The sequence below is a fragment of the Candidatus Hydrogenedentota bacterium genome (genome assembly GCA_013359265.1).
In the GTDB taxonomy this organism is placed as follows: domain Bacteria; phylum Hydrogenedentota; class Hydrogenedentia; order Hydrogenedentales; family SLHB01; genus JABWCD01.
The window spans coordinates 196,578-223,063 of sequence record JABWCD010000011.1 but is presented as its reverse complement, the minus strand read 5'-3'; the positions used below and the strand labels follow the sequence as shown (position 1 = coordinate 223,063).

General features: G+C 59.5%; 24 protein-coding genes. 17 read left to right on the top strand and 7 right to left on the bottom strand.

The window, feature by feature from the left end:
• Window positions 1-442: 442 nt before the first annotated feature.
• Complete coding sequence (locus HUU46_12330; GenBank protein ID NUM54426.1) at window positions 443-1,774, bottom strand: Gfo/Idh/MocA family oxidoreductase; 1,332 nt, start codon at window positions 1,772-1,774, stop codon at window positions 443-445.
• A gap of 18 nt (window positions 1,775-1,792) precedes the next feature.
• Entirely contained in the window at window positions 1,793-3,232 is a 1,440-nt protein-coding gene (locus HUU46_12325) for a deoxyribodipyrimidine photo-lyase (GenBank protein NUM54425.1), read from the bottom strand.
• Between the two features lie 106 nt (window positions 3,233-3,338).
• Here HUU46_12325 and HUU46_12320 point away from each other — a divergent pair, with 106 nt between their 5' ends.
• From HUU46_12320 to HUU46_12310, 3 genes are all read left to right on the top strand, one after another.
• Window positions 3,339-4,493, top strand: coding sequence for a Re/Si-specific NAD(P)(+) transhydrogenase subunit alpha (locus HUU46_12320; protein NUM54424.1), 1,155 nt, complete (start codon window positions 3,339-3,341; stop codon window positions 4,491-4,493).
• Window positions 4,493-4,789, top strand: a complete 297-nt coding sequence (locus HUU46_12315; protein ID NUM54423.1) for an NAD(P) transhydrogenase subunit alpha — start codon at window positions 4,493-4,495, stop codon at window positions 4,787-4,789. Before HUU46_12320 ends, HUU46_12315 begins: the two co-directional genes overlap by 1 nt.
• Window positions 4,790-4,860: 71 nt before the next feature.
• Window positions 4,861-6,270 carry an NAD(P)(+) transhydrogenase (Re/Si-specific) subunit beta gene (locus HUU46_12310; GenBank protein ID NUM54422.1) on the top strand — a complete coding sequence of 470 codons (1,410 nt, stop codon included), beginning with the start codon at window positions 4,861-4,863 and terminating at the stop codon, window positions 6,268-6,270.
• Between the two features lie 132 nt (window positions 6,271-6,402).
• On the opposite strand, the gene HUU46_12305 is transcribed toward HUU46_12310, so the two are convergent.
• On the bottom strand, window positions 6,403-7,197 hold the full coding sequence (locus HUU46_12305) for a YceI family protein (GenBank protein NUM54421.1): 795 nt from the start codon (window positions 7,195-7,197) through the stop codon (window positions 6,403-6,405).
• Between the two features lie 52 nt (window positions 7,198-7,249).
• Here HUU46_12305 and HUU46_12300 point away from each other — a divergent pair, with 52 nt between their 5' ends.
• The 7 genes from HUU46_12300 to HUU46_12270 all read left to right on the top strand — a co-directional run bounded on the left by HUU46_12300 (window position 7,250) and on the right by HUU46_12270 (window position 13,802).
• Window positions 7,250-8,722: a PhoPQ-activated pathogenicity gene (locus tag HUU46_12300; GenBank protein NUM54420.1), complete on the top strand. Its 1,473-nt coding sequence runs from the start codon at window positions 7,250-7,252 to the stop codon at window positions 8,720-8,722.
• A gap of 40 nt (window positions 8,723-8,762) precedes the next feature.
• Entirely contained in the window at window positions 8,763-9,194 is a 432-nt protein-coding gene (locus HUU46_12295) for a hypothetical protein (protein NUM54419.1), read from the top strand.
• A 158-nt stretch (window positions 9,195-9,352) separates the two neighbouring features.
• Window positions 9,353-9,700: an arsenate reductase (glutaredoxin) gene (gene arsC, locus HUU46_12290; GenBank protein NUM54418.1), complete on the top strand. Its 348-nt coding sequence runs from the start codon at window positions 9,353-9,355 to the stop codon at window positions 9,698-9,700.
• A 111-nt stretch (window positions 9,701-9,811) separates the two neighbouring features.
• The gene (locus HUU46_12285; GenBank protein NUM54417.1) at window positions 9,812-10,678 is read left to right on the top strand and encodes a carbon-nitrogen hydrolase family protein; all 867 of its coding nucleotides are present in this window, start codon (window positions 9,812-9,814) and stop codon (window positions 10,676-10,678) included.
• A 2-nt stretch (window positions 10,679-10,680) separates the two neighbouring features.
• Window positions 10,681-11,346 (top strand): GNAT family N-acetyltransferase, encoded by a 666-nt coding sequence (locus HUU46_12280; protein ID NUM54416.1) that lies wholly within the window; start codon window positions 10,681-10,683, stop codon window positions 11,344-11,346.
• A 41-nt stretch (window positions 11,347-11,387) separates the two neighbouring features.
• Entirely contained in the window at window positions 11,388-12,149 is a 762-nt protein-coding gene (locus tag HUU46_12275; protein NUM54415.1) for a methyltransferase domain-containing protein, read from the top strand.
• A gap of 54 nt (window positions 12,150-12,203) precedes the next feature.
• The gene (locus HUU46_12270; protein NUM54414.1) at window positions 12,204-13,802 is read left to right on the top strand and encodes a carboxypeptidase regulatory-like domain-containing protein; all 1,599 of its coding nucleotides are present in this window, start codon (window positions 12,204-12,206) and stop codon (window positions 13,800-13,802) included.
• 118 nt (window positions 13,803-13,920) lie between these two features.
• Here the strand turns inward: HUU46_12270 and HUU46_12265 are convergent, their stop codons facing one another.
• Window positions 13,921-16,194, bottom strand: coding sequence for an aconitate hydratase (locus HUU46_12265; GenBank protein ID NUM54413.1), 2,274 nt, complete (start codon window positions 16,192-16,194; stop codon window positions 13,921-13,923).
• 139 nt (window positions 16,195-16,333) lie between these two features.
• On the opposite strand from HUU46_12265, the gene HUU46_12260 reads away from it, so the two are divergent.
• The 3 genes from HUU46_12260 (at window position 16,334) to HUU46_12250 (ending at window position 18,642) form a co-directional block, all read left to right on the top strand.
• Window positions 16,334-17,428: a DUF2961 domain-containing protein gene (locus HUU46_12260; protein NUM54412.1), complete on the top strand. Its 1,095-nt coding sequence runs from the start codon at window positions 16,334-16,336 to the stop codon at window positions 17,426-17,428.
• Window positions 17,429-17,542: 114 nt separating this feature from the next.
• The gene (locus HUU46_12255; protein ID NUM54411.1) at window positions 17,543-17,926 is read left to right on the top strand and encodes a BlaI/MecI/CopY family transcriptional regulator; all 384 of its coding nucleotides are present in this window, start codon (window positions 17,543-17,545) and stop codon (window positions 17,924-17,926) included.
• A 350-nt stretch (window positions 17,927-18,276) separates the two neighbouring features.
• Window positions 18,277-18,642 (top strand): septal ring lytic transglycosylase RlpA family lipoprotein, encoded by a 366-nt coding sequence (locus HUU46_12250; GenBank protein ID NUM54410.1) that lies wholly within the window; start codon window positions 18,277-18,279, stop codon window positions 18,640-18,642.
• A gap of 77 nt (window positions 18,643-18,719) precedes the next feature.
• Here HUU46_12250 and HUU46_12245 read toward each other — a convergent pair whose 3' ends face one another.
• Window positions 18,720-21,209 carry a VWA domain-containing protein gene (locus tag HUU46_12245; protein ID NUM54409.1) on the bottom strand — a complete coding sequence of 830 codons (2,490 nt, stop codon included), beginning with the start codon at window positions 21,207-21,209 and terminating at the stop codon, window positions 18,720-18,722.
• 554 nt (window positions 21,210-21,763) lie between these two features.
• Between HUU46_12245 and HUU46_12240 the strand changes: the two genes are divergently transcribed.
• Together HUU46_12240 and HUU46_12235 are read left to right on the top strand one after the other, a co-directional pair.
• Window positions 21,764-21,955 (top strand): hypothetical protein, encoded by a 192-nt coding sequence (locus tag HUU46_12240; protein ID NUM54408.1) that lies wholly within the window; start codon window positions 21,764-21,766, stop codon window positions 21,953-21,955.
• Between the two features lie 142 nt (window positions 21,956-22,097).
• Window positions 22,098-23,069: a hypothetical protein gene (locus tag HUU46_12235; GenBank protein ID NUM54407.1), complete on the top strand. Its 972-nt coding sequence runs from the start codon at window positions 22,098-22,100 to the stop codon at window positions 23,067-23,069.
• Window positions 23,070-23,545: 476 nt separating this feature from the next.
• On the opposite strand, the gene HUU46_12230 is transcribed toward HUU46_12235, so the two are convergent.
• The gene (locus HUU46_12230) at window positions 23,546-23,812 is read right to left on the bottom strand and encodes a type II toxin-antitoxin system RelE/ParE family toxin (GenBank protein NUM54406.1); all 267 of its coding nucleotides are present in this window, start codon (window positions 23,810-23,812) and stop codon (window positions 23,546-23,548) included.
• Window positions 23,813-23,838: 26 nt separating this feature from the next.
• Entirely contained in the window at window positions 23,839-24,069 is a 231-nt protein-coding gene (locus HUU46_12225) for an addiction module protein (protein ID NUM54405.1), read from the bottom strand.
• Window positions 24,070-24,527: 458 nt separating this feature from the next.
• Between HUU46_12225 and HUU46_12220 the strand changes: the two genes are divergently transcribed.
• A complete protein-coding gene (locus HUU46_12220) occupies window positions 24,528-25,949 on the top strand; it encodes a Gfo/Idh/MocA family oxidoreductase (protein ID NUM54404.1) in 1,422 nt (473 codons plus the stop codon).
• Window positions 25,946-26,296 carry a hypothetical protein gene (locus tag HUU46_12215; protein NUM54403.1) on the top strand — a complete coding sequence of 117 codons (351 nt, stop codon included), beginning with the start codon at window positions 25,946-25,948 and terminating at the stop codon, window positions 26,294-26,296. The genes HUU46_12220 and HUU46_12215 overlap by 4 nt, the downstream gene beginning before the upstream one ends.
• Window positions 26,297-26,486: the final 190 nt, after the last annotated feature.

The following is a 26,486-nucleotide window of genomic DNA, read 5'->3' as shown; positions in this document are numbered from 1 at the left end:
TGGGTCGAAGTCAATTGTTCCACTAAACTGTCCAATAGCATAGACACTACCTTCCGCGTCCGTGGCAATGGAAGTTCCCTCGTCGCCGCCATATGTGTCGTCAAATCTCCGAGCCCAGCTATGCGCATAGCAGGAGGCGTGGGCGCGCAACGCCAAACACACCAGACAGATTGATGTAATACGCAAAACAATGCTCATTGGTGAACTGACTTGGGAATTCATGCACCTGGTCGCTTTCACTAGTATTGACCAGATTACACTATACTAATGCGTTTGTAAATGAGCTATCCTCCGACGAGACATTCGATACGCCTGAAGTGGCCCGGAGATTTCAAAGACCTTGGCAATGAGCCAACATTGGATACTCATAGCGTTAGATTCCGATATGTTTTGCATTCCGACGGCAGTTTTGTACGACTTCGATCTTGTGACGTGGGCGAATCTACAGTCGCACAGGCAAATTCCACGGTTCCCGGTAATTCCGCCGGTATAACCCATTGGCCTCGTTGTCGTTGAGGAAGCCTTCCGTGCGCGCGTCGATGTGGAGCCTGCGCCCCGTGCGGTACGCCGCGTTGCCGTAGTGGGCTAGCAGCGTCGAGAAATGGCCGTCTTCGATGTCGGCGTTGGGGCGTTCGCGGGATTTTACGCAGTCGATGAAATTCGCGGCGTGCGCGGTCCCCGTCGCGCGGTACGTGCCGCGTTCGTCGAACAGTTGTTTTCCCTCCTCATCGTACACCGCCCACCCGTCGCCCATGCGCCCGAGGTACATGAACCGTTTCTCGCCGTAAATCTCGACGCGCGTGCCGTTGAACGGCCAGTTTGGCGCGGCGCCGGTATCGCGCAATTCGAGCGGCGTCTTGCGCATGTACGGCGTCCACAACACCTGTTCGAGCGCGACGGTGACGCCGTCGAACTCCCAGGTCACCGTTTGCGTGTCCGGCGTTTCGCGGGTATCGTTCAGCGAATAGATCGCGCCGGTTGATGTCACTGCCTTCGGCAACGTGCGATTGATCGCCCACCGCGCCAAATCGATCTGGTGCACGCCGTCATTCGCGAGGTCCCCGCCGCCGTAGTTCCAGAACCAGTGCCACTGGTAATGAAAATGGTTTAGATTGAACTTGCGCAGCGGCGCGGGACCCAGCCACATGTCGTAATCCACGCCCGGCGGCGTCTCCGAATCCTGTTCGACCTTCATTGGCTCGCGCAATTTACTGTTCACCACGCGCACGAAATGCACCGGCCCGAACTGGTCCGACCGCACATACTCCAGCGCCTTCATGACATACTCCGCGCTGCGGTTCTGCGTGCCCACCTGCACCACGCGGTCGTATTTGCGCGCCGCCTCGACCATCTTGCGGCCTTCCCAGATGTTGTGCGACGCGGGCTTCTCGACGTACACGTCCTTGCCCGCCTGGCACGCGAGGATTGTCCCCAGCGCGTGCCAATGGTCCGGCGTGGCGATCGCAATGGCGTCGACTTCCTTGTCGTCGAGCATGCGGCGAAAATCCTGCACGCATTGCGGCCGCTTGCCCTTAAGTTGTTCGACCTTCCGCGCGCGCTCCTCGAACAGCCGCGAATCCGGGTCTGCGAGATACCGGATCTCGACGTCGTCGCGCCGGCCGAATTCGAGCGTGAGGTCCCAGCCGCGATCCTTGATGCCCATGATCCCCATGACGACGCGGCCGTTCGCAGTCGCCGCGCGCGGCGCCGCCGCTGCGCCGGCCAACACCGCCGCCGTCTTCAACCACAATCGCCGCGACATCGTTCGCATCATGTTTACCCTCACCACGCGCTACGCCCTTATTGCCGCAAACGCCTCCAAAGCCCGCGCCCGCGCCTCGCCATGATCGATTATTGGCTTCGGATACGTCGTGCCCAAGGATACGTCTGCTTTGCGCAACACGTCACTTGGCGCTCCGTTCGGATTGTGAATCCACTTCGCATCGAGTTTCGCCAGCTCCGGCGTCCATTGCCGTACATAATCGCCATTCGGATCGAATTTCATACCCTGGCTCGTCGGATTGAAGATGCGGAAATACGGCGCCGCATCCGCACCGCACCCCGCCGTCCATTGCCAGCCCAGCGTGTTGCTCGCAAGGTCCGCGTCCACCAGCGTATCCCAAAACCATTTCGCGCCTTCATGCCACGGAATCAGCAGGTCTTTCGTCAAGAACGACGCGACGATCATCCGCACACGGTTGTGCATCCAACCCGTGCGCCACAACTCGCGCATACCCGCGTCGACGATTGGGTAGCCGGTCTGCCCTTTCTGCCACGCCCGCAAGTGCGCGCGGTTATTCGCCCATGGAAACCGCGCAAATTTCTCGCGCAATGGATTGTCCGTCGTGTGCGGAAAATGAAACAGCAGATGGTGGGCGAACTCGCGCCAACCCACCTCCTCCAAGTACGTTTCTTCGCCGCGCGCAACGCCTCTCGCTGTCGCGGTCGCGCCGTGCTCCCGCACCGCATGCCAGACTTGCCGCGGGCCAATCTCGCCAAAATGAAGGTGCGGCGAAAGCCGTGACGTGCCTACACGATCGGGGCGGTCTCGATCCTCGCGGTATGCAGCAATGTCATTCAAGAATCGATCGAGTTGTTGATGTGCGCCCGCTTCGCCCGCCCGCCACTTCTCGCGAATGCCCGCTGCCCAATCGACGCGCGGTTCAAGTTCGAATCTCTCCAGTGCCTCGGACCTCGGCCAACGAGATGGCGCCGGCAATCTCGTTGGCGTCGCAATTGGTTCCGGATGCGCACTCGCTTTTAGGCATGCCTTCCAGAACGGCGTGAACACTTGGAATGGCCCGCCCTGTTTGTTCCGGATTTCCCATGGCTCGAACAACAACGCGCTGTTGAAACTTTCGACCGCGATTCCGCGTTTGGTCAACGCCGTCTTGATCGCCGAGTCACGCGCGATTCGTGCCGGCTCGTACCGCCGGTTCCAATACACCGCATCCGCTTTCGTTTCCGCGATGACCGCGTCCAGCGCGTCCTTTGCCGTTCCAGCCGTGCGCAGAATCAGCCGCGACCCCAACTCTTTTACGCTGGTCGAGAGCGAAGCAAGCGACTGGTTCAGCCAGTATCGGCTCGCGCTGCCCGGCGCCCAAGCGCCCTCATCCTCTGGCGCCCAAATGAACAACGGCACCACCGGCGCGCCGCGCCGAACAGCGGCGTGCAGCGCCGGATTGTCCTCCACGCGCAAGTCCAATCGAAACCAGACAACGGTTGCAGCCATGTTGTACCGCCTTTACCGATGCCGCGATGTTGCGAGTCAATCCGCGGCGCGCCTATACTATCGCAATTCGTATCGGAACACGGGCGGCAGTTTCTTGGGGGAGCGGATGCAGATATTCGTGCCGAAGGAATACGACGCGGCCGAACTGCGCGCGCCTATTACTCCCGACACCGCTGCGAAGCTCGTGAAGTTGGGCGCATACGTCACGGTCGAGTCCGGCATGGGCCGTTCCGCGCTGCACGAGGACGCCGCATACGAGGCCGCAGGCGCAACCGTAGCCGCCGATCGCGCAGCAGGCCTTGCCGCCGCCGACATGGTGTTGCGCATTCGTAAGCCGCCGCTGGACGAAGTTTCCCTGCTGAAACGCGGCTGCATCCACATCAGCTTTCTCGATCCGTTCAACGAGCGCCCCCTTGTCGAAGCGCTCGCCGCCGCCGGTGTCAGCGCAATCAGCATGGAAATGATCCCCCGCACGACAAAGGCACAGAAGATGGACGCGCTCAGTTCGCAGGCGAGCCTCGCGGGATACGTTGCCGTGCTCATCGCCGCGGATCGTCTCCCGCGAATTCTTCCCATGATGATGACCCCCGCCGGGACGATATCGCCGTCGCGCGTGTTTGTGATCGGGGCGGGAGTCGCCGGTCTGCAAGCCATCGCCACGGCGAAACGCCTCGGCGCGCGCGTCGACGCGTTCGATACTCGCCCCGTTGTCGAAGAGCAGGTAAAGTCGCTCGGCGCGAAGTTCGTCAAAGTCGATCTCGGCGAGACCGGGCAGACGAAGGACGGATACGCGAAGGAACTCACGCCGGAGCAGCAGGCGAAGCAGCGCGAAGCGATGGCTGCCGTCTGTGCGCAGTCCGATATCGTCATCACGACCGCGCAACTGTTCGGCCGCCGGGCCCCCGTCATCATTACGAAAGAGATGATCGCGCGCATGAAACCCGGCAGCGTCATTGTCGATCTCGCTGTCGAGACGGGCGGTAACGTCGAAGGTTCGGTCGCCGGCGAGGAGGCTACGCAGAACGGCGTGAGGATCGTCGGCCTTGCGAATCTCCCCGCGCGCGTATCCGTGCACGCCAGCCAGATGTATTCCTCGAACCTCGGCGGATTTATCGAAGATTTCTGGGACAAAGAATCGAAGTCGTTCGTATTGAAGCGCGACGACGAAATTGTCCGCGGGTGTTTGGTCACGCACGGCGGCGCAGTCGTCAACGAAACGATTCAATCGGCCTACGCGAAGCAGACGGGCGGTGCCGCATGATGGAAATGATGATGCTCTTGTTCACGTTCACCCTCGCGATCTTCCTCGGGCTCGAGCTGATCTCGAAGGTCCCGTCCATGCTGCACACGCCGTTGACATCCGGCGCGAACGCCATCTCCGGCATCACCATTGTCGGCGCGCTGCTCGCCGCGGGCACCAATCTCGACAATACGCTCAACACGGTTCTTGGGGTCGCCGCAGTGACCTTTGCGACGATCAACGTCGTCGGCGGATACCTCGTCACCGATCGTATGCTCGCAATGTTCAAGAGCAAATCGAAGAAAGGCGGCTCTTGAACGCGCACGCCATAGCAACGCTCGTTCTCGCGGCCGCGGAGGCGCCCGTGCACGTCGCGTCCGATGCCAAAATGACGATCATCGAATTTGCGTACATCGCCGCGTCCGTATTATTCGTCATCGGCCTCAAGTGGATGAGCCACGTCGAACGCGCGCGCCGCGGCAACATGATTTCTTCGATCGGTATGCTCCTCGCCATCGTCGCCACGCTGCTCTACAACGGAATGTCGTACCAGTGGATTATTGTCGGCATCGCGCTGGGCAGCGTCATCGGCGCATGGTCCGCGCTCAAAGTGCCAATGACGTCCATGCCCGAATTCGTCGGATTGTACAACGGGTTTGGCGGTCTCGCGAGTCTGCTTGTCGGCACGGCGGAGTTTGTACTGGTGCAACCCCGATGGGCCGCCGGCGCCTCTGTCGATGGCCCTGCGCCCATGTGGTTCACGTCGTTCGCCGTCTTTCTCACCGTGCTGATCGGTGGCGTTACGTTTTCGGGCAGCATGGTCGCGTACTGCAAGCTCGCCGAACGAATCATTCCGGGTAAGCCGGTACTCTACGCCGGACAACACATCATCAACGCGGCCATCCTGATCTTGCTCGCACTCATCGGCGTGCTCTTCGCGCTTCTGCCAACAGCCGGCTTTATGCTGCCCGTGTTGTTGCTGTGCGTCGCGCTGGCGCTCCTGCTCGGCGTACTTGTTACGATTCCGATCGGCGGCGCGGACATGCCCGTCGTCATCTGTCTGCTCAACAGCTATTCCGGACTCGCCGGCGCAGCAGCCGGATTTGTCATTCTGAATCCCGTGCTTATCGTCGCGGGATCGCTAGTCGGCGCAAGCGGCATCATCCTGTCGATCATCATGTGCAAGGCGATGAACCGTTCCTTCGCGAACGTCTTTTTTGGCGGGTTCGGCGCGACAGCCGGCGCCCAAGCCTCTGGCGCGCGCGGCGAAGCCAAATCTCTGACGCCGGAAGATGCCTACCTCGTCCTCGAAGCCGCAAATTCCGTCGTCTTTATCCCCGGCTACGGCATGGCCGTCGCCCAAGCGCAGCACGTCGTCCGCGAACTTGGTGACCTCATCGAAACGCAAGGTGCGGAAGTGAAGTACGCGATTCATCCCGTCGCCGGCCGCATGCCCGGCCACATGAACGTCCTGCTCGCCGAAGCCGACGTTCCGTACGAACAACTCGTCGAAATGGACGACATCAACCCATTGATGGAATCGGTCGATGTCGCGATCGTCATTGGCGCCAACGACGTCGTCAACCCCGCCGCGCGCAGCGACGAATCGAGCCCCATCTACGGCATGCCAATCATCGACGCCGACAAAGCGCGCACCGTGTTCGTTCTGAAGCGGTCGATGGCATCCGGCTTTGCGGGAATCGAAAACCCCCTCTTTTACAACGACAACACCCGCATGATCTTCGGCGACGCCAAGAAGACGCTCCAGGCCATCGTCAGCGAATTCAAAGAAAGCTGATCGAGGGGAAAGTCACGGGCTGCCCCACACGGCGTCGTCAAATCTTAGCGCCAATGATGCAGCGGTGGCTGTGACCGAATCGCGAACTGTCGCCGAAGTAATTTGCCGCTCACGCCCTGCGCGACCCTATGCTTACTCGTCTTGAGCTCCCGTGCCCTCCGCCAACGCGCGGACGCGCACAAACACGTGGAACTCATCCCTGTTCTTCACAGCGCCAGCCATCGCGCTGTACGGCTTGATTCCAAATCCGCTGAACGTAAACGCGCCAACCGCGTCCACCTTCACGCGCCCGTCCTCGATGACGATTCTCGCCGGGCACTCCCGCTGCACGCTCGTGCCGTGCACCGTGAAGTCCAATGTAACGACGTGCGTATACTCCCGCTCGAGATACGTCCCCCGTTCTTCGCGCACCTCCACGACCTTCGCGGAAATCCTCGGGAACTGTTTAACGTCGAGCTGACCTTTCGCCAGCATATGCTCCGCGATGGTCTTGCGGTCCGCGTCGTCCAGCGGTTTGAACGGTTCGTCCAATATCCCCGCCTCGGCGATCTCCGGATACCATTTTGTGTGCGCCTCCGGCGCATCCACCTGAAGTTGCGCCGCTTCGATATCCACGTCAAACCGGATCGTCGCGGGGTCCGTTCCCGCAATCGACAGCTTCGCCGCGTACGCCTGCGCGACAACAAGATGGTTGTGCGCAAAGCGTGCCGCGATTCCCCCCTTGTGCACCACCACGGCGAATAAGGATTCCGCTGTATCGATCGTGTACTCTGCGGCGCCCGCGACGCCCGCGAGAACTAGAACGATACACAGGCGGGACTTCCAACCCGGCGGATGCGTCATACTTCGGTCCTTGATTTCCCAGCCGCCATTATGCACCAATCGGGACGTACCGATTCGCTTGAAAATCCGGCGCAAACCTGCCACCGTTAGCCCTTCCTTGTCCGCGAATCAGGGCAATTCTGAAGGAGCTACTGTCATGTTTAACCAACTCCTGCGGCAACGCGCCGTCCGGTATGTTGTCCCCGTCCTCGTCGCGTTGGCGCTTGCGGGCTGCGCAACAACTCCCGCCTATCGTCCGCCAACCGTCGCCGCCGGCGAAAAGACCGCGCTCGATCGTTATGTCGCCGCGCCCGATCCCAATTACAGCTACAAGGTTGTCAATACGATCAAAGGCGAAGGCTACACCGGATACATTGTCGATATGGTGTCGCAGCAATACCTAACCGAGAAAGAAGTCGACAAACCGCTCTGGCAGCACTATCTGATGATTATCAAGCCGGACAACCTCAAGCACTCGACGGCCTTGCTTTACATCGGCGGCGGAAACAACAACAAGCCCGCGCCCGAGAAGATTGACGAAGGCTTCGCAAAAATGGCCGTGATGACGCAGTCCGTCTGCGCCATGCTGCCCACCGTCCCCAGCGAACCGCTCGTCTTCGCCGACGACAACGGGCGCAAACGCACCGAGGACGAAATCATCGCGTACACATGGGACAAGTACATGCGCACCGGCGACGAGAAATGGCCGCTCCGCCTGCCGATGACGAAGTCCGCCGTCCGCGCGATGGACACGATCACCGCGGTCTGCGCGTTGCCCGAGACCGGCGGCGCGAAGGTCGATACCTTTATGGTCGCCGGCGGTTCGAAACGCGGCTGGACCACGTGGACCACCGCCGCCGTCGACAAGCGCGTCATCGCCATCACGCCTTTCGTGATCAACATGCTCAACGTCGTCCCGTCGTTCGAGCACCACTACAAGGTCTACGGCTTCTGGGCGCCCGCCGTGGGCGACTACCAGGAGATGGGCATCATGAACTGGACCGGCACGCCCGAATACGCGGCGCTGATGAAAATCGAAGAACCATTCAGTTACCGCAACCGATACACTATCCCGAAGTTTATCGTGAACGCGTGCGGCGACGAGTTCTTTTTGCCGGATTCCACCCAGTATTACTTCACGCAACTTCCGGGTGAGAATTACCTGCGCAACGTGCCAAACGCGAAACATTCGCTCGGCGGCACCGATGCGCGCGAGAGCATGCTCGCGTTCTACAGTTCAATCCTCAACGGCACGCCGCGCCCGAAGTTCTCGTGGAAGCTGCAAAAGGACGGGTCGATCAAAGTCACGTGCAAAGACAAGCCGTCCAGCGTCAAGCTGTGGCAGGCGACCAATCCCAACGCGCGCGATTTCCGTGTCGACACGATCGGCGACTCGGCGTGGACCAGCACCGACCTTACCGAGAAATCCAACGGCGTGTATGTCGGCGATGTTCCCAAACCGGAAAAGGGTTTCACCGCGTACATGGTCGAAATGACCTTCCCCTCGAGCGGGTTCATTCCGTTCAAATTTACCACGGACGTGCGCGTGAAGCCGGACATCGAACCGTTCGAGTTGCCGACACCGGAAACGCCCAAGGGATTCATCGCGTCGAAGCAGGCGTCGAAATAGCGTGTACGTCCCGACGATAATTGCGGAGCGCGTCCAACCCGTGTTAGACGCGCTCCCGCCCGATCGGGCCATGGGGCAACTCGTCGTCACGCGCGGCGCATCGCCCGAGCTGAAAGAACTCGTCGAGGCTGCTGTCTCGTCGCCGGAACTCGCCGCGCGGCCGCCGCTGTGCGCGGGCCTGTGGCTCTATGTCGATGAACTCGACCGCAGCCACAAAATCAGTCAGGGCATCGATGACGCGACCGGCTCGTTCTGGCACGGTATCATGCACCGGCGTGAAGGCGATTTCGGGAACAGCCATTACTGGTTCCATCGCGTCGGCAAACACCCGGCCATGGCGCGTATCGAAGGCTACGATCCACACGAATTCATCGATGACGTGGAGTCGCAGCATGCCAAATCGCCCGCGCGCCTGATCGATTTGCAGCGGCGCGAGTGGGTTGCGCTGTTCTGTTGGTGCGCGGAACAGTAGCCGGCGGGCGAGCAAAAAGAACGACGCGCGGTCATTCGTGCTCATGCTCCTGCTTCGTCATCGTACTCGATCTTCATGACTCGAGGTGATCGCTCCACGATGACGAGGGCGGCCACGAGCTGCGAAGTTAAAAAGATGACGTAATCGCAGGTGAAATGATGAAGAACATTACCATCTACCACAATCCCCGCTGCACCAAGAGCCGCGAAACGCTCGCCCTCTTGAAGGACCACGGCATCGCGCCGGCGATTGTCGAGTACCTGAAAGACCCACCCACAAAGGGCGAAGTAAAATCGATCATGAAAATGCTCGACGAAGACGCCGCGGCTATCGTCCGCACGAAGGAACCCGCCTACAAAGAATCGGGCCTCACCGCGAAAAGCTCCGCGGACGACATCGCCCGCGCCATAGCGAAAGACCCGATTCTCCTCGAACGCCCCATTGTTATCAGCGGAAAGAAAGCCGCCATTGGTCGCCCGCCCGAGAAGGTGCTCGATATTCTCTAAACTGCCGGAATCTCTGCGAAGCTGTATAGGTCGTATAGGTCCGATACGACTCATCGATCGGTCGCATCGATCGCGTTCGCATCTTGCCGGCGCAGCCGCTAGAATCCACACATGAAAATTCGCGTATCCGCCGTCCAATATCATTTGCATTCCATCGACTCGTTCGGCGCGTTCGCGGCGCGCTGCGAACACTACGTGCGCCTCGCCCAGGAATTCGCGACGGAATTTCTGCTGTTCCCCGAGTTCTTCACCACCCAACTCCTGTCAATCCCGGATCGACAAACGCAATCGTCCGTGGCGCGTCCGATAACCCATCTTCCCCGTTACACTGCCCAATATCTCGAACTCTTCGCGCGCCTCGCACGTGATGCCGGCATGCACATCGTCGCCGGCACGCACGTGCTCGAACGCGACGGCAAACTGCAAAACACCGCGCACCTCTTCTTTCCCGATGGCCGCATCGGCGAGCAGCCGAAACTCCATATCACACCGACCGAAGTCGCCGAGTGGAATATTGCTCCCGGCGATAGTGTGCAGGTGTTCGACACCGCGAAGGGACGCATCGCCGTGCTCACCTGCTACGACATCGAATTTCCGGAAATCGTGCGCATGGTTCGCGCCCAAGGCGCGAATGTCATTTTCTGCCCCTCGTGTACCGACGATCTTCACGGCTTCTACCGCGTGCGCTACTGCTGTCACGCGCGCGCCGTCGAGAACCAGGTCTACGTCGTTACCACCGGAACGGTCGGCTCGCTGCCCACCGTCGATTTCATGCGCGCGAACACCGGCCAGGCCGCCATCATCGCCCCAAACGATGTCCCCTTCCCGCCGCGCGGCATTCTCGCGGAAGGTGAACTGAACCACGACATGATCGTTACGGCGGACATTGATCTCGCGCTCCTCGAGGAAGTGCGCGCAAAGGGATCGGTCACCACCTGGCGCGACCGCCGCACCGACCTCTATACGGATTGGAAGTAACCATGTACCGCCGCGAATCGTACGTCTTCGATGGCGCCCGCCCCGTTCACGCGATAATCCGCGAATACACCCGCGACGATTTCGAGGACATCATCGAAGTCCAACGCGAATGCTTTCCGCCGCCGTTTCCATCCGAACTCTGGTGGAACGAGGAACAACTCAACAACCACGTCGCGCTGTTTCCCGAAGGCGCGCACTGCATCGAGGTCGAAGGCGCGCTCGCGGGATCGATCACCGGCCTCATCGTCAACTGGTCCCCCAACGACACCGATCACTCCTGGTCCGAGATCACGGACCACGGCTACATCCGCAACCACGATCCAAGCGGCAACACGCTGTATGTCGTCGACATCAGCGTCCGACCGCGCTTCCAAAAGCTGGGACTCGGCAAACTGCTCATGTTCTCGATGTACGACGTCGTCATCGAGCTGAATCTTGATCGCCTTCTCGGCGGCGCGCGCATGCCCGGTTACTCCAAGGTCGCCTCGCAACTAACGCCCGAACACTATCTGAAGAAAATTCTCGCCGGCGAGATTCACGATCCCATCGTCACCTTCCTCCTCCGCTGCGGCCGCGTTCCCGTGCGCATAACCCGTGACTATTTGCACGACGAAGAATCCCGCAACCACGGCGTGCTCATGGAGTGGCGGAACCCTTTCCGCCAATAGAAACGACAGAATTGGGATCGTGATAAAGGGTACCCATCTGTATGTCCGCGTGGAACGCAACCCTCTACGACACCAAGCACGCCTACGTCTTCGGTTATGGGCGTGAAGTCGTCGATACGCTCGACCCGAAACCCGGCGAGCGCATCCTCGATCTCGGATGCGGTACCGGACACCTCACGCACGAAATCGCGTCGCGCGGCGCGAAGGTCGTCGGCATGGACAACTCGGCCGAGATGATTGCGCAGGCGCGTGCAAAATACCCCGCCCTCGACTTCCGCATTGCCGATGCGCGCGTGATGCAGTTCGATGAACCCTTCGACGCAGTCTTTTCAAACGCCGCGCTCCACTGGATTCACGAAGCCGGTGACGTGGTCCGCTCTATCGCGGCGGCGCTCGAGCCGGGCGGCCGCTTTGTCGCAGAGTTCGGAGGTGAGGGTAACGTCGCCATCATTCAGGCAGGAATCCGAAAGGCCTTGGACACCCTCGGCATTGATTCATTCGGAATATTCCCAATCTGGTACTTCCCGGGAATCGCCGAGTATTCGCAACTACTTGATGCAAATGGACTTGAGGTGCTATGGGCCGCCATGATCCCTCGCGATGTCCAGCTCGATGACCCGGAAACCGGTCTGCGGGACTGGATTCGAATGTTCGCGGGGAACGTGCTGCAAGTCATTCCAGAGCAAAATGTTAAAGAATTCCTGGCCCATGCCGAAACTTATTGTAGGGTACAATTGTACCGTGACGGCGCTTGGCATGCCGACTACCGGCGCATCCGGGTCATTGCCCGGAAGCGGGGGTGAATACGCGCATTCCGCCGCCGTCTGATCCCGTATAAGGGGAATTCGAAAAGCAGTATGTTTCGCGCAGGGGTAGTATTGCTTATCGCCGCGGCCGCATGGGCCCAGCCCCCCGCAGGCCGCTCTCCCGAGGGCCCGCGGACCGGCCCGCTGTACGATGTCGTGATTGTGTTGCCCGATGGCGCCTCCGATCTGGATCGCCTCAACGCGCACGGCTATAACATCACGTCCGTCGATGGGAACACCGCAACGCTTGTCGTCACCGCCGAAGAATTGCTGTGGCTGGCCGCGGACGGCTACGACGTGTCCGGTGCGGAAGAACAGCCCCGTGCGCCGATCGCGAGACCGGGCGCGAAAGGGCTCGGCGTCTACCATTCCTACGCCTCGCTAACGGCTGAACTGCAAGCGTACGAAGCCGCCTACGGTTCCACCCAAAACACGAATCCGAAAATCTTTCAACTCGTCAGCCTCGGCAATTCCGTCCTGGACCGCGACATCTGGGCGGTCAAGATAACCGACAAGCTCAACAAGGAAGAATTCGAGCCCGAGTTTCGGTTTATCTCGACCATGCACGGCGACGAACCCGTCGGCACGGAGATGTGCCTGTACTTCATCGACATGTTGCTGACCGAATACGGCAGCGATTCGCGCATAACGAGTCTCGTCGACAACACCGAAATATGGATCGTCCCGCTAATGAACCCCGACGGGTGGGAAGCCGTCACGCGCTACAACGACAATGGAATCGATCTCAACCGCGATTTCCCCACTTGGCCCGAGGAAATCAACGGAAAGATTTTCGACGGCGCGCCCTTGGACGACGCAGGACGCGAACCGGAAACGCGGCACATTATGCAATGGAGCGCGGAGCACAGTTTCGTGCTGTCCGCGAACTTCCATACCGGCGCGCTCATCGTGAACTATCCCTTCGACGATGACGACAAAGGTTCCGGCGTGGAAGCGCCATCCCCCGACGACCTGCTGTTCCAGGACGTGTCGCTGCGCTACTCGGCGCCGAACTCGCCGTTGTACAACGATTCCGTCCCATCGTCTCCGGGCGGCATTATCAACGGCTCGGTATGGTACGAGATTACCGGCGGCATGCAGGACTGGAACTACCGCTACCTGAGCTGCAACGACGTGACCATCGAACTGTCGGTCACCAAAATCCCGGACGAAAGCGAACTCGACGATCTGTGGGACGACAACCGCGAATCGATGCTCGCCTACGCCGAAGCATCGCACATCGGCGTGAAAGGAATCGTAAAGGACAAGGCCACCGGCGAGCCGCTCTACGCCCGCGTCGAAGTCGTCGGCAACGATCAGCCAGTCTTCACCGACCCCGACAAAGGCGACTATCACCGGCTCCTGTTGCCAGGAACCTACAAACTGCGCTATTCGGCGCCCGGCTACAAAACCAAGCGCAAGCGCGATATCGTCGTCGCCGATGGCGAAGCCGTCACCGTCAACGTAAAGCTCGATCCCATGCCCATCAAAACCGACATCAACGGCGACGGCAAAACCAATTCCCTCGACATCCAGCTCCTGGTTACCGCCCTCCTCACCAACCCCAATGAAAAATCCTGCGACGTGGATTCGGACGGCAAACTAACGGTGAGCGATCTGCAGTTGGTCGTCAAGAATATCGTCGGCTAAACGACTCCACGACGCAACGCATCGCTATTTTGGAGTGCGGTAGCAAAGTCCGCTTCGGACGGCGCTACCGCTTTGGCTTCCGCGGAGCCGCCGACCCTGGTTAATGACGGCGCACGCTTCACGCCTTCACCCCCGCCCGAATCAGGTTCAGCGCGCCGCCGGCTTTGAACCACGCGATTTGCCCTTCGTTGTACGTGTGGTTCACGGGGAACGAATCGGTGCTGCCGTCGCTGTGGTGGAGCACGACTGTCAGGGTCTTGCCGGGCGCGAACGAGGTCAGACCGGTAATGTCGATGGTGTCGTCCTCGCGGATTTTGTCGTAGTCCGCCTTGTCCGCGAAGGTGAGCGCGAGCATGCCTTGTTTCTTCAGGTTCGTCTCGTGGATGCGCGCAAACGAGCGCACAAGGATTGCGCGGACGCCCAAATGGCGCGGTTCCATGGCCGCATGTTCGCGCGACGACCCCTCGCCGTAGTTCTCGTCGCCGACGACAATCGATCCAACACCTGCCGCTTTGTACGCGCGCTGCGTCGCGGGCACTTCGCCGTACGCGCCGTTGATTTGGCTCTTCACCGAGTTCGCTTTGTCGTTGAACGCGTTGATCGCGCCAATGAACATGTTGTTCGAGATGTTATCGAGATGCCCGCGATACTTCAGCCACGGACCCGCCATTGAAATGTGGTCCGTGGTGCACTTGCCCTTTGCCTTGAGCAGCAATCGCAGCCCTTTCAAATCGCCGCCTTCCCATTTCGGGAACGGATCGAGCAACTGCAATCGGTCCGAATCCGGCCGCACTTGCACCTCGACGCCGCTGCCGTCCGCCGCCGGCGCGACGTAACCCGGGTCTTCGCACGCGAAGCCCTTCTTCGGCAGTTCCTCGCCCGTCGGCGGCTCGAGCATGAACGGTTTGCCGTCCGCGCCCGTCAGCGTATCGGTAAGTGGATTGAAATCGAGACGGCCCGCGATCGCCAGCGCCGTCGTCAGTTCCGGCGAAGTCACGAACGCGTGCGTCTTCGGATTGCCGTCGTTGCGCTTCGCGAAGTTTCGGTTGAACGACGTCACAATCGTGTTTGGCTGATCGTTGCCGCCGCCGCGATGCCGCGCCCACTGACCGATGCACGGCCCGCACGCATTCGCCAACACGACGCCGCCGATACCTTCGAACTCTTTCAAAATGCCATCGCGCTCGACGGTGTATCTCACCTGCTCCGATCCGGGTGTCACGGTGTATTCCGACTTTGCTTTCACCCCGTGCGCGCGTGCCTGTTTCGCGAGCGATGCCGCGCGCGTCAGGTCCTCGTACGACGAGTTCGTACACGATCCAATCAAGCCCACCTCGATTTCGATTGGCCAACCTTCTTTCTTAGCCGCTTCGCCGAGTTTCGATATCGGCCACGCCAGGTCCGGCGTGAAGGGCCCGTTTACGTGCGGTTCCAGTTCGCTGAGATTGATCTCGATCACCTGATCGAAGTACTTCGCGGGTTCGGCATACGCCTCTGCGTCGCCACGCAAATGCTCGCCCACGGTGCTGGCCGCCTTCGCCACGTCCGGCCGCGCCGTCGATTCAAGGTAACGAACCATCGAATCGTCGAATGAAAACACCGACGTCGTTGCGCCGATCTCCGCGCCCATGTTGCACACTGTGCCCTTGCCGGTACACGACATCGATTCCGCGCCGGGACCGAAATACTCGAGAATCGCGCCCGTGCCCCCCTTGACCGTCAGGATGCCCGCGACCTTCAGGATCACGTCTTTGGCCGACGTCCAGCCATTCATCTTTCCGGTCAGGTGCACGCCGATCAGTTTCGGGAACTTCAGTTCCCACGCCATGCCCGCCATGACGTCGACCGCGTCTGCGCCGCCGACCCCGATGGCGATCATCCCGAGACCGCCCGCGTTTACCGTGTGCGAATCCGTGCCGATCAGCATCCCGCCCGGAAATGCGTAGTTCTCCAGCACAACCTGGTGGATGATTCCTGCGCCCGGCTTCCAGAATCCGATGCCGTACTTGTTCGAGACCGACGCCAGGAAATCGTAGACCTCCTTGTTCTGAGTCAACGCCACCGCCAGATCGTCTCTCGCGCCTGTCTTCGCCTGAATCAGGTGGTCGCAATGCACGGTGGACGGCACGGCGGTTTTCGCCCGGCCCGCCTGCATGAACTGCAACAGCGCCATCTGCGCCGTCGCGTCCTGCATCGCCACGCGGTCCGGCGCGAAGTCCACATACGAATCGCCCCGCTTGAACGGCGCGCCGGGAAAGGCGTTGTCGAACAGGTGCGCGTACAAGATTTTCTCCGTAAGCGTCAATGGCCTGCCGAGTAGCTTCTTGGCCTTTGCCACGCGCTCCGGCAGGTCCGCGTACACCTTTTGAATCATGTCGAAATCGAACGCCATGGAGTGAATCCTTCCTCGAACGGTTGCTTCGGAAAAATGGCCCTTATATTATCGCCGCACCGGGGATGGAGTCCAACGTGCATCGCCATTCTTCCCGGCTGTTCGAGATTCGCATTACGTAAGACAGCAGAGAACAAATATGCCAAAGCGCACCGCAACCAAAATCTTCCTGCTCGTGACGCTGGCCGGTCTTGCCCAAGCCGATCAAGGGGCCAACGACCCGCTCGGTATCGCGCGCCTGCGCGACGACACCACCCGCCAGCTCACCACCTTCAACCTCGAAACCCGCAACAAGGTTATCGATGTGCCGCGCGGCAAAGCGGTCACCGTCGGCGAAGTGAAGGGCAATGGCTACATCGCCAACCTTTGGCTCACCTTCCCCGGCTGGTTCTGGCAACACTGGAACCCCTCCGCGCCGATCAACCCAACCATCCTCAAGACCCTTATCCTTCGAATCTATTGGGATGGCTCCGACAAACCCGCCGTCGAGGCGCCCATGGGCGATTTCTTCGGCATCGGACTCTGCGAAGTGAAGAGTTTCGCGTCGCAGTACTTCGGCATGTCCAGTGGCGGCTTCTACTGCAAGTTCCCCATGCCCTTCCGCAAAGGGTTCAAGATCGAGATCGAAAACCGCGACGACGCCATCGACACCATAGTGTTTATGAATGTCCTCTACCAGTTGACCGGCAATATCCCGAAGGACGCGGGTTATTTTCACGCCCAGTTTCACACCGGCAAGAACGAAGGCCCCAATCCCGTCCATATCGCAGAATGGACCGCCCGCGGCCAGTACGTCGGGTGCACCCTCTCGATGCAGGGGGAAGAGCGCAATTACCTCAGCTTCCTCGAAGCGCCCGAGTACATATACATTGACGATGACTGGGAGAAGCCCCGCATCACCGGCACCGGCCTCGAAGACTACTTCCTCGGCGGCTGGTACTTCCGCGAAGCCGAGTTCGCCGGCCCGCTCCACGGCGTGCCCGTGAAAGACGCGCTCACCGCATCCGTTGCCATGTACCGTGCGCACGACGCCGACGCCATCCACTTCCGCGAACGATTTAAGATGGACTTCGTGAATCCGTGGGCGCCGGAGCGGTTGAAGCCGTTTGTCTATTCATCGGTGGCTTTTGCCTACCTCAACACACCCGAGGGCCAGAACCCGCCGACTCCCAGCGCGAACGAACTTCTCTGTTGGTACCGGCTTCGTGACCGAGACCACCAGAGCATTCCTTAACTAACGCACTTTTCGCGCTTTCGTGATGCGACAACCCCCGCGCTGGTTTCGCTCGCTAGGTTCATCTATAATCGCTGAAACGAGAAAGATACTGCTTTGGGGGCTCAAATCAGTATGGCGCGGAGACCTACACAAGGTCCCACCGCGGCGGAACTCGAAATACTGCACGTACTTTGGCAGCGGGGACCGTCGACGGTTCGGGACGTATACGAAGCTTTGAACCAGGTGCGCCGCACCGGCTATACCACCGCGCTTAAACTACTCCAAATCATGACGGACAAGGGCCTCGTTCGCCGCGACGAGAGCCGCCGCAGTCATGTCTACGAGCCTGCGATCCCGCGCGACACCGTCCGCAAGTCCCAACTCAGCGCACTCATCGACCAACTCTTCGATGGGTCCTGTTCCCAACTTGTGCTCCACGCGCTCAGGGCCAAATCCATCTCCCGCGAGGAGGTCGACGCCATCGAACGACTGCTCGACCAGCACAAGGGCAAATAAACTCACGTTGCCGTGAGGCCAGCCCGCATTTCTCGTCCCGCATGTTGCCGCAGTTTCGCGATGAATCGCCGTGCTCCAAAATCCGACACGCGCAGGATACGTAAGTCATTGCTGCTGAGTGCTATATGTAGCAATAGCACTCAAAAACTCTACGCCGTCCGCCCGCTGCATACCGTTACCATCCGCTCCGATGACAATGCCTCCGAAATCTGTCGTATTTCCCCAAATTTTCCTTGACTTTGGTTTGCAATCCGGGGGGGCGGTTGCTATCCTTTTCGCGTAAGCCTCCTGAAAGTGCGGTTCCGGGAGGCGTGCGGGAATCACGAAGCAACAAGCGAAGGAGCCGAACCATGTTCGAGGTAATCGCGCTCATGTTGCTTTCGCATCAGCCCTTGCAACCCGTAGCGGTGGGGGAGGCCTCGTACTACACGATCGCCAGCAGCAGCGCTTGGACTGCTTCCGGCGAGCGCATGCGCAACGAAGGCTTTACCTGTGCCATGAACACGGGCGATTTCGGCGACTACGTTTTGGTCGTCGCCGAGTCCGGCAAATCGGTTGTATGCCGATTGAATGATCGCGGTCCTTTCGTGAAAGGACGGGTCATTGACTTGTCGCAGGCGGCAATGCGGGAGCTCAGCCCGGGATCGGGCACGGCAAAAGTTTCAGTCTATCGATTGGGACGCAACGCGCCAACCGTAACGCCGATTCGGCGTTAGGCGGCGCTACAAAAAACGATGCGGCCCGGAGGGAAACTTCCGGGCCGCTTCATTTTAAGCGGAGCCTAACGGCCCATTTACGATCCCGATGGCTCGATGCGCACCACCGCCTCGACTTCGGCGAGCTTCGCCAGGTCTTGCACCCGGATGCTCACCAAGAGCATCTTGCCGGAGCGGCGTTCCGCCACGACCTTCCCGCCCGCGTCTTTCACTGCCTTGATCGCGGCGTCGGACATGTCGGACAGATAAACGTTGACCTTGATCACGCCGTTCAAGACCTTCACGTTGCCTTGGGAGTAGTTGCCGTTAACGAGCTTGCCAGCCAAGCCAACGAGCTTGGAGTCCAACTTCGGCGACGCAGCCGCTTTTGCCTCCTCCGTCATTACCGGTGTCGGGGCCGCCGCTGCCTCTGCCGGGCGCGCTTCGCCCGAAATCGCGTCGGCTGCCTTCATTGCCCGGCTTGCGCTCTCTAACCGCTGGCGCAATATCGGAGCGGGCGCCGCGGGCGCGGTGGAAGCAACGCCGTTGAATGCCACGCCAGCATACCCCAGTGCGGCGAGTTGTTCGCGCTCCTTGCCGAAGATGCCTTCGTAGCTGACGCCGTCGGGCATTTCGACCGGTACCTCGACGGTTTTGGGTTTGCCGCCTTCCGTGACGACCTTCTCTTCGACCGCGACGAAACTCGTGAATTGCGTCACGAGTCCGAACTCGAGGCCCAGCTTGGTGATATCGCCTTTGACGTCCTTGTTCGCGTTGCCCCGCTGGATACCGAGCCAGTCCTGCTCCATGAGCCAGTCGATGCGCTTGCGCGCCCAGAGCGGCGCGAGCACGTCGTGATCCGGTTCGGTTGCGGGAAGGTTTACGTCGATCGTGCGCTCGAAGGGGCCGCCCGCCGTCTCGCCGCGCACGGTGATCGCGCCATTCCCGGAGCCGGAGTAGCGTCCGGTCAGCACGAGCGGCTTCGCGGAGAATAAGTCGGGGATAGCCGCGGGATCTGGAAACACTTCGCTAACATTCAGTCCGCCGAAGTCGACCGAAATGTCGGTCAAGACGGGGCTTTGGATGCGTTCGTGGAACCGCTTGGCTGCGGCGTCGCCGTCGGATTCGAGCGAGACGACCTCCGCCTCGCCGCGGCCTTCGCGCGCCATACCGTCTATCAGGAACCGGTTGACTCCGTTCCCGATGCCGAACGAGAAGACGCGCGTGTCTTTCGCGTTTTTCTGGATCGCATCGAGGATTTCCATGTCGTTACCAATGTAGCCGTCGGTCATCATGCAGACGACGCGCAACCGTTCGGGGTCGTGCGGACCGCCGAGCGCGGCGTTGATTGCCGGCATCATTTCGGTGCCGCCGCCGCCTTCGAGGTTCGCGAGGTACTCGAGCGCTTTCGTTTGGTTCGCTGGCGTGTTCGGCACGACTTTGTCGAAGCAGTAGCCGAGTCCGCCCGCAAACGTCACGAGGTTGAACGTGTCGTTCGGGTTCATGCCCTCGATGCACAGTTTCATCGTCTTCTTCGCTTTCTCGATCGGGAAGCCGCTCATCGAGCCGCTGCAATCGATGACGAAGATCATCTCCTTCGGCGTGGCCTGCTGCGGCGTCACGCGCGCGGGGGGTTGCAGCACGAGAGTGAAGAAGCCGCCCTTCGCGCCGGCATGCGACAGTACGGCGTCGCCGATGTCCTGCCCGGCCACCTTGTATTTGAGAACAAAATCACGATTCGGAATTTCGCTCCTGTTCTTCAGCGACACCTCCGCGATGTTGCCGTTGGACTGCACATCCACCTCGTGCAACACGCTTTGAATGTCCTGCAGCGGCAGGCCGGCATCCACTTTTACGCTCAACGAGATGTCATGCCCGGCGCGAGTGCCCTCCGGCGTGATCGGCGGGTTGATTCGTCCTGCGTCCGGCACCTGATCCGTGGCGTTCGGCCCCGCCTTGCGCGGGTCGGTGTTCGGCGCGGTCACGTTGCCGGGGACATACCGCGGGCCGACGACCATGGGGAACGAGAATTCGTATTCGCCGTCCTCGTACTTCAGGTACTCGACATACGAGATCGTGATCTCGATGGTGTTGCCCGGAAGAATGTTTGCGACCGACTGCGTAAAGATGTTCGGGCGCTCTTGATCCAGAAGGCTGGCGGTCTTGCCGGCGTCGCGCGCCTGCTGATAGATGCGCTGCGCTTCCTCGCGCTCCTTGATATTTCCACGGATCACGCGGTTGCCCACTTTCATCAGCATCGTGTCCACCGCGGCGCGGTCGGACATCGGGAACGTGTAGACCGCCTCGATCGGCTCGGTGAACGGGTTGCCGAACCGCTGCGTCAGGGTGACGCGGGCAATGAAGCCCGAGACTTCCGCCTTCACGTCCGTATGTTCGAGCGGACACTCGCCGCCTGGCCGCCCGTCTTTCGGCGGGACAATGATGCACCCCCCAGGCAGAATCTCCCGCTCACGACCCGGCAGCGGAGGGGCCGCCTCCAACCCCGACGCCATAGGGCCTGGCGCCAACATCGCAGCGGCAAACAGCGCCGCGCCAAACTTTCCTAACAACCGTTTTAGCGTAGACATGGGACTAGCTCTCCAATAAGCGTTGATTAACTGCTTTTCGTTCGCGCGCTTACCGGATGAGACACCGCGGACGCAGGGCGGTTCGGGGACCGCGCCGCGAGTATGCCTCCATTACATATGCCCAGCGTGTTGCACTGGGGAATTGACCACGGAGACACGGAGAGCACGGAGAAGGAAGTGTGGCGCCGTGCTAAACGACCTCTGTTTGGTTGACGGAAGTGTCGCGAAAATGCGGAAGGCTCGATTGGGAAACGAGGCTGTTACAAGAATGTACGGGAGGCGTGCAAAGGTTTGGAAGAGGATGGACCGCGGATCACGCGGATCGGGAATCGACCGACACGAGGCGCCTAATGCGGACAGCACCCTGCACCAAAACGCTCCGTCTCCATCCTTCGTGCTCGTAATCGTCCTCGTAATCGTAATCGACTCTTCGAATTGTAGCGTCCGGTCTCCGCGCCGGACGGTCGTGGCCGACAAATCTGCACCAATTGTCACTCCGCCGACTTTCATGCAACAATCATTCACGCAACGTCTTGATGGACCGGAGTAGGCCCATGCCCGCGTACGAATTCAATGGCCACATCGCTGAAGATCATACGATCGAGCTTCCGCTCAACATCCCCACGGGTTGGGCCGAAATTGTCGTCATTACCGATTCAAACTGCGGAAAACGCGCCACGCTGAAGGCCGTGCTCTTCCAACTTGACCAGAGAACGCCACGAAACCAATCCAAGGACGCCAACTGAGCTCTCTACTAGACTCGGATGGTGCGCAGCCCGAAATTTGCGAACCCGGAGAAAGGCCATCGAAGGTGGATAGGGCGCAGATGCATCCTGAGCGAGATCGAGTGCCAGTTATTGCAGCGTTGTTGGAAGTGGGGTAAGCCCAATGCTTAGTTTGTCGGCGCAATTGGGGATGGTCGTAAATAATTATCCGCCTTTATACCACTACACAAAGGACCAATTTCTAGCGGATTTATTGGATAGTAAATCCCTTTTGGCTCGGCCAACGTCGGACTTTAACGACACCGATGAATATATATTGGGATTGAAATTCATCGCGGAGCATTTAAAACTTATCTATGCAGGGATACATCAAGACCACAAGGTCATTGAATTTCTGATTTCGAGGCTTGACCAGCGGCTTATTAAGCGAGTACCGAAAATTTTAGAGTACGTCATCGCCAACATCGAATTTGAAATCGCAAACGTTAGCAATCCTCGTGTGAAAGTTTACGTAGCATGCCTCACCACCGATCCTTTGTCAGAAAAAATGAGAACTGAATATGGGAGATGCATAATACCATTTAACTTCTTGCTTCCTTTTTTTGCTTATTCAGTTCCGCAGCCGTTTACGAGCTCTATGCTTTCGCGTGTTACCTATTCAAAGGCAGAATTCATCGCTTTCATTTCAGAGATGGGTTTTGGCTTCGTTGACGAGTTCTTGCACGATGCGCATATCGTCCTGCATCAACTGAGTATAAATGATCGAATTAATGCTGTGGCATGCTGGATTACGGAGCGTTTGTGTTTGTTCGCGCCAAACATTAAACGCGAGTGTTATGCGTATGAAAATGAGTATCGTTTAAAATCATCGATTTCTACCTATTCTAATACCCCAAATGTTCCCGTGCGACATCCAGCACACAGCATGATGCATTTGCCCAAAATAGCGCGCTTTAAGGATGATGCTAAAAGTCGATATTTCCATCAATTGACAGATCACATGGGTAACTTAATATCACCAGGCGTGATGATTGCTACGGAGGGCGCGGGTGGCTTGCCCGCAATGGTCGACGAATGGGAGCGAAGGAACGCGGCCGACAAGGAAGTATTTTTCCGCGCGCTTGGTAATACGTGATGTCTAGCACAACTGGTGATCGAGCAATCGCGGGCAAATGTCACGGAAACTTTTTGTTCTCGTCGCCAAGTTCCCGCTTGGTCACTCTTGAAGGTCTCCGCTTTGGCATTTGCCATCGACCATGCGGTCACGCAGCCAAATCGTTGAACCACCCAGCCTCTACCACCTCACCTGCACAGACGTCGACTAAATTCCCGTATTCCAGCCGCGTCCGTGCTTCGACATCGTCACCAACGCACTTTCCTTCTGCCGCGCAATTACAGGTGAATAAGCCAGCCCTGCAGTTGACCCCGCCTCGCTAGCGGGGACTTGGCAGGAAGACCCGGCCTTCGATGCGGCAGTCCTTGCCTTTGGGCAGGTAGACGAAGAACGGTGGCGCTAAAAATCGCTTCAATTTTCTGGTTGCCGAATTTCTAGTTGGCAACCCACTCTTGAAAAGCTCTGCTTTGAACTTTCTGGCATGCGCGAGGACAGTTTTATCTTCGCCGATCCTTCCAATAACCAGGCTCCCTGCTGCAATGCATCACAGCCAGAATGAGGATGTAATCTGCTTCGATCGTATACAGCACGCCGTATGGAAATACGTGTGTCAGGCAGCGGCGGACATCGGCATCGAGAATGCGCCACCGATTCGGCGCTTCGGGAATGCGTTGAATGGCGCCTTCAACCGATTCAACGAACCGCTCCGCAAGGACTCCGCTTTGTTCATTGTAATACGCAGTTGCTTCGAGGTATTCGTTCAGCGCTTCGGGATGAAACTCGTAGCGCGTTAGCGCAGGCTGTCACGTACCTTACGGAGGGCCTCATCGCCCGGAATAGTGTCAACGTGCCCTGCACGGACGTCGTCGCGGCGGCGTTTGGCTTCATTTAGCCATAGCGTATCAATGTCACTCAGTTCCGCGACACCCAAACTTTCCACAAGAATGTCCGCCAATCGGGCCCGCGACGCCGCAGGAAGCGCCATAGCTTCTTCTGCGAGTTGTTCTACGCTCGTGTGCATACAATAAGCGTATGCGATGTGCTCGTTGAACGCAAGGCCGCGGATGACGAAAAATTGAGCAGTGCGCTTTCAGCGCGCGGCGATAGGGGCGTGGCCAATTTCCAGGGGCGATGCCCCTGGCTGGGGTTGAGTTGCGCCTTTGGCGCGCGGAACAGTGTGCGTATTTTCGGAGCGGCAGGAGCACGAGTACGAGAATCGCGCCGGATACCTGAGCCGGATGGTCTTTTGTTCCCGCTTGGGAGCGCACTCGGTAACGGAATGCGGCCATGAAATCTCGGGTTATGACGATATTGGCCCGGCGCCGCCCCCTTGTTCCGTCAGAAAAACACGGCCACACCCCCTCACCCCAGTGCAACGCGCTGGGCTAAGAAGTGGACACGAAGTGCATCCCGCGGCGTTGCGCCGTATACTCGCGTGGGGTCTACGTACGCGACGGAGTTCGCAAGGGGAGGTACGTCATGTCGCAGAAAGGTTCGGGCATGGACCGGCGCGACTTCTTCCGACGGGCCGGTGTTGGCGCGGCAGCAGTTGGAATGGGCTTGGCCGCTCAGGAAGCCGCTGCCGACCGCTGGGTGACCGCGCGCAAGCACAATCCCCACGAGCCGAAGACCGGCCGTTTGCTTCAGCCGGACGAGGTCATCGGCATCGGCATGATTGGCGTGGGCGGCATGGGGGGCGGGCACGTCGGCGAACTGCTCGAACGCGAGAAGGGCGGCGAAAAACAACAAATCCGCGCGGTCTGCGACTGCTACACGAAGCGCCAGAACGGAAACCGGAAGCGCGTGAAGGACACGGTCGGGCGCGACGTGGAAACGTACTATGACTACACGAAGGTGCTCGAACGCGATGATATCCACGCGGTCGTCGTCGCGACGCCGGACCACTGGCACGCGCAGATCAGCATTGACGCGATGAACGCGGGCAAGGACGTCTATTGTCAGAAGCCGGTGACGCTGACTATCCCGGAGTCACTCGCCGTTCGCAACACGGCGTACGCAACGGGCCGCGTGTTTCAGTGCGGCGCGCAGCGCACGTCGCAGGATTTCTTCTGGCAGGCGAAGAAGTTCATCGAGAAAGGCGGCATCGGAAAGGTCGTGTGGGCGCAGGGCGATTATGGCCGCAATTCCGCGGGTGGGCCGAACGATCGCGGCGGCGAGTGGAACTGGCCCATCGATCCCGACGCCAGCCAGGACGAATCGTCCGGCGAGAATTACATCGACTGGGAACAGTGGCTCGGGTCCGCGAAGAAACGTCCATTTTCGAAGGCGCGTTTCTTTCAGTTCCGAAAGTACTGGGATTATTCCGGCGGGATCGCGACCGATCTGCTCTATCATCTCCTCGCGCCGATGACGATCGCGCTGGGCCTTAGCGCGCCGGAAAAGGCCAGCGCCGGCGGCGGCATCTACGTGCAGCACGACGACCGCGAGGTGCCCGACACGTTCATGGTGACCCTCGACTATCCCGAGGACGTAACGCTGGTGCTCACCTCGAGCATGGCCAACCGGCAGTTTAATCCCATCACGATTCGCGGACACAAGGCGACGATTCGTCCGCACGACGACGGCATGCAGGTCACCGCGGAAAAGGAATTCGCGGAGTGGTTCACCAAGGAATTCGGCGCGCCGGAAATCATCGTCAAGAACGAGACGCGCGAAGACCACATGACGAATTTCCTGAACGCGTGCCGCACGCGCGGAGCCGTGCATTGCGACCCGGAAACCGCGTACCGTGCGATGGCCGCGGCACGCATGGGTTGCGATTCGTGGCGGCAGGACGAGGTAATCTTCTGGGACAACGCGAAAGAGAAGTACGTGAAGAAACACCCGCGCCCGAACCGCGCGTCGCGCTGGCCGCAGGAACCGGAGCCGACGGCGACATGAGCGAGCGAATGCCGGCGCCGCGGCGCGTCGCGGCCGTGTTGATGTTAGTCTCCGGGGTGACGCACGTCGCACAGTTGTACTTTTATCCCGCGAACCATTCGGCGTGGGGTGCGTCGATCTTCGGCGGAATCTATTTCGCGCTTGGGCTGTACCTGCGTTTCAGCAAAGGCCGGGCCGCGTTGTGGCTGACCGCAATATTGCCCAGTATCGGCGGCGCGCTCGGTGTGTGGCGCTTTCTGCACCTGCACCGCAATCCGTTCAGCGTGTTCCATGTCGCGGTGGACCTCGTCGTGGTGCCGTGCTGCATCTATCTGCTATCGCGCAGAAAGGCGGTAACGGACGAATGATCGATCGTTCTCGAATACTTACGATAACGTTCACTGCAATCTGCGTTTCGTGCTCGTGCTCATCCTCGTACTCGTGGATCGATTCCTCGATGAACGAGTGTCGCGTACGGTGACGAGCACGAGTACGAACACGATCTGACGAATCGTAAACTGGATAGACGCGAAACGCGTTCGCGTAGATGGAGTATTC